The 5290-nt window shown below is 68.9% G+C and carries 2 protein-coding genes and 1 pseudogene; 2 read left to right on the plus strand and 1 reads right to left on the minus strand.

Going from position 1 to position 5290, the window contains the following annotated elements; translation table 11 throughout:
• Both mutS and H0T81_RS05280 read left to right on the plus strand, forming a co-directional pair.
• Nucleotides 1–1651 (plus strand): DNA mismatch repair protein MutS (gene mutS, locus H0T81_RS05275; protein WP_294010579.1); only part of this gene is annotated, 1651 nt, incomplete at its 5' end.
• Nucleotides 1648–4365: a [protein-PII] uridylyltransferase gene (locus H0T81_RS05280; protein ID WP_294010581.1), complete on the plus strand. Its 2718-nt coding sequence runs from the start codon at nucleotides 1648–1650 to the stop codon at nucleotides 4363–4365. The genes mutS and H0T81_RS05280, both read left to right, overlap by 4 nt.
• Before the next feature lie 60 nt (nucleotides 4366–4425).
• On the opposite strand, the pseudogene H0T81_RS05285 reads toward H0T81_RS05280, so the two are convergent.
• Nucleotides 4426–5290, minus strand: a pseudogene (locus H0T81_RS05285) (TonB-dependent receptor); the annotation flags it as partial.

Consider the following 5290-nt stretch of genomic DNA (forward strand, 5'->3'; position numbering starts at 1 on the left):
GGCTATGGTCGCGTGGCTGCACGAGGACGCGCTGCGGCGCGAACGGGTGCGGGTCGCGTTGAAAGCAATGCCGGATTTCGCGCGGGCACTGGCGCGGCTGGCGGCCCAGCGGGGCAGCCCGCGCGACCTCGCGTTGATTCGAGACGGCCTCGCCGCCGCCGCCGCGCTCCAGGCCGAGCTTGCCGCCGAGCCCGACTCGCCGCCATTGCTCGAAACGCTGCTGCCGCGGCTCGGCGGGCATGACGCGCTGATCGGCAAGCTGGCTTTGGCATTGGTCGGCTCGCCGCCGATCGACGCGTCGAAGGGCGGCTATATCGCCGCAGGCTATGACGAGGCGCTCGATGCGCTGCGCGCCGCATCGTCCGACGGCCGCCGCGCGATCGCCGCGCTCGAAAGCCGCTACCGCGAGGCGACCGGAATCGGGTCGCTGAAGATCCGCCACAACGCCGTGCTCGGCTATCATATCGAGGTTTCGGCGCGGCACGCCGACCGTCTGATGGCGGCCGAATCGGGCTTCACCCACCGCCAGACGCTGGCCGGCGTCGTCCGCTTCAACTCGCCCGACCTCCACACCGAAGCCGCGCGCGTGGTCGAGGCCAGCGGGCACGCGCTCGCAGCCGAGGCCGCGCATGCCGAGCAATTGACCGGGCTCGCCGTCGCCGCTGCTCCCGCAATCACCGCGACCGCCGACGCGATCGCCCGCATCGACGTTGCCGCTTCCCACGCGGCGCGCGCGGCCGAGGGCGGCTGGACCCGTCCGCAGCTGACCGAGGAGCCGTGCCTGGAAATCGAGGGCGGGCGGCATCCGGTAGTCGAGGCGGCGCTGAGCGCGGGCGGCGATCGGTTCATCGCCAACGACCTGTCGATGGGCAGCAGCGACCGGCTGTGGCTGATCACCGGGCCCAACATGGGCGGCAAATCGACCTTCCTTCGCCAGACCGCGCTGATCGCCTTGCTCGCCCAGGCTGGGGGTTTCGTCCCCGCGGCCCGCGCCCGGATCGGCCTCGTCGACCGCTTGTTCAGCCGGGTCGGAGCGTCGGACAATCTCGCCCGTGGCCGATCGACGTTCATGGTCGAAATGGTCGAGACCGCCGCGATCCTCGCCCAGGCGACGCCGCGCAGCCTGGTGATCCTCGACGAGATCGGGCGCGGCACTTCGACCTATGACGGGCTCGCGATTGCCTGGGCGGTGGTCGAGGCGATGCACGACCAGCTCCAGTCCCGGACCCTGTTCGCGACCCATTATCACGAGCTGACCCGGCTTGCCGGGCGCCTCGATTGCCTGTCGCTCCACCATGTCCGGGCGCGCGAATGGAAAGGCGACCTTGTCCTTCTGCACGAAGTCGCGGACGGCGCCGCCGACCGCAGCTACGGGATCGCGGTCGCCAAGCTCGCCGGACTGCCGCCGTCGGTGGTCGCGCGCGCCAAATCGGTGCTCGCCAAGCTCGAGGCGGGGCGCGACGCAACCGGCGGAATCGCCGCCGGGCTCGACGATCTGCCGCTGTTTGCAGCCGCGGGCGAACCCGAACGGCCCAGAGATGAGCTCGCCGATGCGTTGGCCGCGATCGATCCCGATGCGCTGTCGCCGCGCGAGGCGCTCGAGCAGCTGTATGCGCTCAAGTGCATCGTTGCCGAACGTGGCTCGCGATGAGCGTGCTCGAGCCCGTCGACAACCGCCGCTCGATCATCGATCGGCGCGCGCTGGCCGAGCGCATCATCGCCGTCCGGCCGGGCAAGCGCCGACCCGACCAGGTCGCTGCGATCCTGCGCGAGGCGCTCGATTGCGGGCGGGAGGAAATCGCCAGGCGGTTGTCGGAAGAACCCGGCCGCGGCCGAGCGGCGGCGCGGGCGACGGCCTTCCTCCACGACCAGATCGTCCGCCTGGCCTACGATTCCACCGCTCCTGAAACGCACGGCATCGCACTGGTTGGCCTCGGCGGCACCGGGCGCGGCGAGATGGCGCCGTACAGCGACGTCGACCTGATGTTCCTGACCGCGGCCAAGCCGACACGCGCGGACGGCGAAGCGGCTGAAGCGATCCTCCACATATTGTGGGCGCTCAACCTCAAGGTCGGTCATTCGCTGCGCTCGGTGAACGAGCTGATCGCGCTGGCGAAGAAGGACATGACGGTGCGCACCGCGCTGCTCGAGGCGCGGTTGCTGTGGGGCGAGGAGCGATTGTTCGACGTTGCGATGCGGCGCTTCCGCAAGGAGGTCGTGACTGGAACCGCGGCCGAATTCGTCGCCGCCAAGCTCGCCGAGCGCGACGCCCGCCACGTCAAGATGGGCGACAGCCGCTACGTCGTCGAGCCCAACGTCAAGGAAGGCAAGGGCGGGCTTCGCGACCTCCATACGCTCTACTGGATCGGTAAATATGTCCACGACGTCGAGCGGCCCGCCGACCTGGTCGGCGCCGGGCTACTGACGGCGAGCGAATTCCAGAGCTTCGAACGCTCCGAGCGCTTCCTGTGGGCGGTGCGCTGCCACCTGCATGTGGCTGCCGGGCGAGCCGAGGAGCGGCTCGGCTTCGATCACCAGAAACACATCGCCCAGGTGATGAATTACGCCGACCGGCCGGGAAAATCCGCGGTCGAGCGATTCATGCAATTCTACTTCTTGAACGCCAAGACGGTCGGCGACCTGACCGGGTTGTTCCTCGCCCAGCTCGACGAGCAATTGGGCAGGAAGGGCTTCCGTTTCGCGCTGCCGACGATCCGCCGCCGGCCCAAGCGACTGAACGGCTTCACGCTCGACCGCGGCCGGCTGTCGATCCCGTCCGACAAGTTCCTGCGCGAGGACCCGGTGCGGTTGCTCGAGCTGTTCGCGCTCGCCGCGCGCGAGCGGCTCGACATCCATCCCAACGCGATGCGCGCCGCGACCCGCGATGCCAAGCTGATCAACGCCAAAGTCCGCGACGACGCCAGAGCCAATGCTCTGTTCATGGAAGTGCTGAGCAACGTCAACGCGCCCGACGTCGTGCTGCGCTGGATGAATGAGGCGGGCGTGTTCGGCCGCTTCGTTCCCGACTTCGGCCGTGTCGTCGCGCAGATGCAGTTCGACATGTACCACCATTATACGGTCGACGAGCATTCGATCCGCGCGATCGGGCTGCTCGCGGCGATCGAGCGCGGCGAGCTTGCCAAGGACCATCCGCTGTCGACGGCCCTGTTCCGCCAGATCGCGTCGCGCCGGACGCTCTATGTCGCGGTTCTCCTGCACGACATCGCCAAGGGCCGCGGCGGCGACCACAGCGTGATCGGCGCCGAGATCGCTCTGAAGCTCGGTCCGCGCTTCGGGCTCGACCCGGCCGAGACGGAAACGGTGTCGTGGCTGGTGCGCTATCATCTGCTGATGTCGTCGACCGCCTTCAAGCGCGACCTGTCCGACCCCAAGACGATCGAGGATTTCGTCCACCAGGTGCAAAGCCCGGAGCGGTTGCGGCTGCTTCTGATCCTGACCGTGGTCGACATCCGCGCCGTCGGCCCGGGTGTTTGGAACGACTGGAAACGGGTGCTCCTTCGAACCCTGTTCGACGCCGCCGAGGAACGGCTTCGCCTCGGCCACAAGCAGCGCGGCCGCAGTGATCTCATCGCCGCCCGGCAAAAGGAGCTGGCGAAGATGCTTGGCTGGCGGCCGGCGATCGCGCGCGCTTATGCCAAGCGGCTGCCCGACGCCTACTGGCTCGCCGAGCCGCTCGAATGGCAGGTCGCCAATGCGCTCCAGGTGGCCAAGGCCGAAGCGCGCATCGGGGAGCCGGTGCCGAGCGTCGTCGCCGAGAACGATGCCGACAGCAACGCGACCCGGATCAGCGTCTTCACGCCGGATCGCGAGGGCCTGTTCTACCGGATCTGCGCCGGCCTCGCCGCGGCGGGCGCGAACATCATCGACGCCCGGGTCCATACGACGCGCGACGGAATGGCGCTCGACAATCTGCTGGTCCTCGACAGCCAGGGCCGCGCCTATTCCGATCGCCGGCTGCGCAACCGTCTGGTGCGCTCGGTCGAGGCGGCGCTCGCCAGCTCCCAAACGCCGCGTCTGCCCGTCGGCGAACGCAGCGGATCGCGGGCCGCCGCGTTCCGGGTCGCTCCGTCGGTGGTGATCGCCGAGCGCGCGTCGAGCCGGACGACGGTGGTCGAGGTCAATGCGCTCGACCGAAACGCGCTCCTCGCCGCACTGGCGCGGGCGATCCACGATTGCGGGCACCGGATCCATTCCGCCCACATCGCGACCTATGGCGAGCGCGCCGTCGACGTCTTTTATTTGACCCGGGCGGACGGCAGGAAGCTCGGCTCCGACGATGCCGCCGAGCTGCGATCCGCATTGCTCGCCGCGGCCGGCGATCCCGGGCAAGCGAAGGCTGCCTGACAAAGGAACGGGCCCCGCCGCTGCCGGCGAGGCCCTCCCCATTTTACAGCATTGGCTCGATCAGCCCCGCTGCCCGCTCGGCGGCGGCGGAGGTGGCGGTGGCGGCGCCGGGCAGAACGCCCCAGCATCGATCACGCTTCCATCCGGGCAAACCTGCGTCGCCGGAGGCGGCGGCGGCGCCGGCGGGGCAACATAGGCAGGCCCCGATGCCCGGCTCGGACCGAACTTCGCGCGCAGGGTCAGTCCATAGGTCCGCGGCTCGGCCAGGAACTGCGAGAACAGCTGCCGGCCGCCCGGGAACTGCGGATCGATGAACGGCGCCAAGGTGAAGCCCGGCGCAAACGGCGGGGTCGTCGAACCGCCCGCCTGGAACGGGGTGTTGAACGCGACCTGCGCATAGTCCTTGTTGAACAGATTCTGGCCCCACAGCTCGACCGACCAGGCATCGTCCGGCCCGCGAACGCCGATCCGTCCATTGACCACGGTGAAGCGGTCCTGCTCTTTTTGCGGGAACAGGTCCGAGCCGGTGTTGTAGCCGCCGCTCATCCGAGCATCGACGTAGAACAGTCCGCTGACGCCCGAATTGCCGATCGGCGGAGTCCAGGCCAGCGCGCCGGTGACGACGGTCTTCGGAGCGTTGGAAATGTTGTCGCCCGGAAGCATTCGAAGCGCTGGGCTGAGCGGAGTGCCCTCGTCGTCACCGACCAAATTCTTGCGATATTTGGTCTGCGCGTAGGTCAGGCCGAGGTTGAGCCTAAGATCGCGCATCGGCATGACCATCGCCTCGAGCTCGACGCCCTGCGAACGCACGCCCCAACCCAAGTCGCTCTCGTCGCACCGGCCGGTGTCGGCCGCCGGGTTGAGATTGAATGCGGCCCCAGGCGCGACGACCGGCGCAATGAAATTGGGCGAGCCAGGGTTGACG

Source organism: Sphingomonas sp., from assembly GCF_013812825.1.
In the GTDB taxonomy this organism is placed as follows: domain Bacteria; phylum Pseudomonadota; class Alphaproteobacteria; order Sphingomonadales; family Sphingomonadaceae; genus Sphingomicrobium.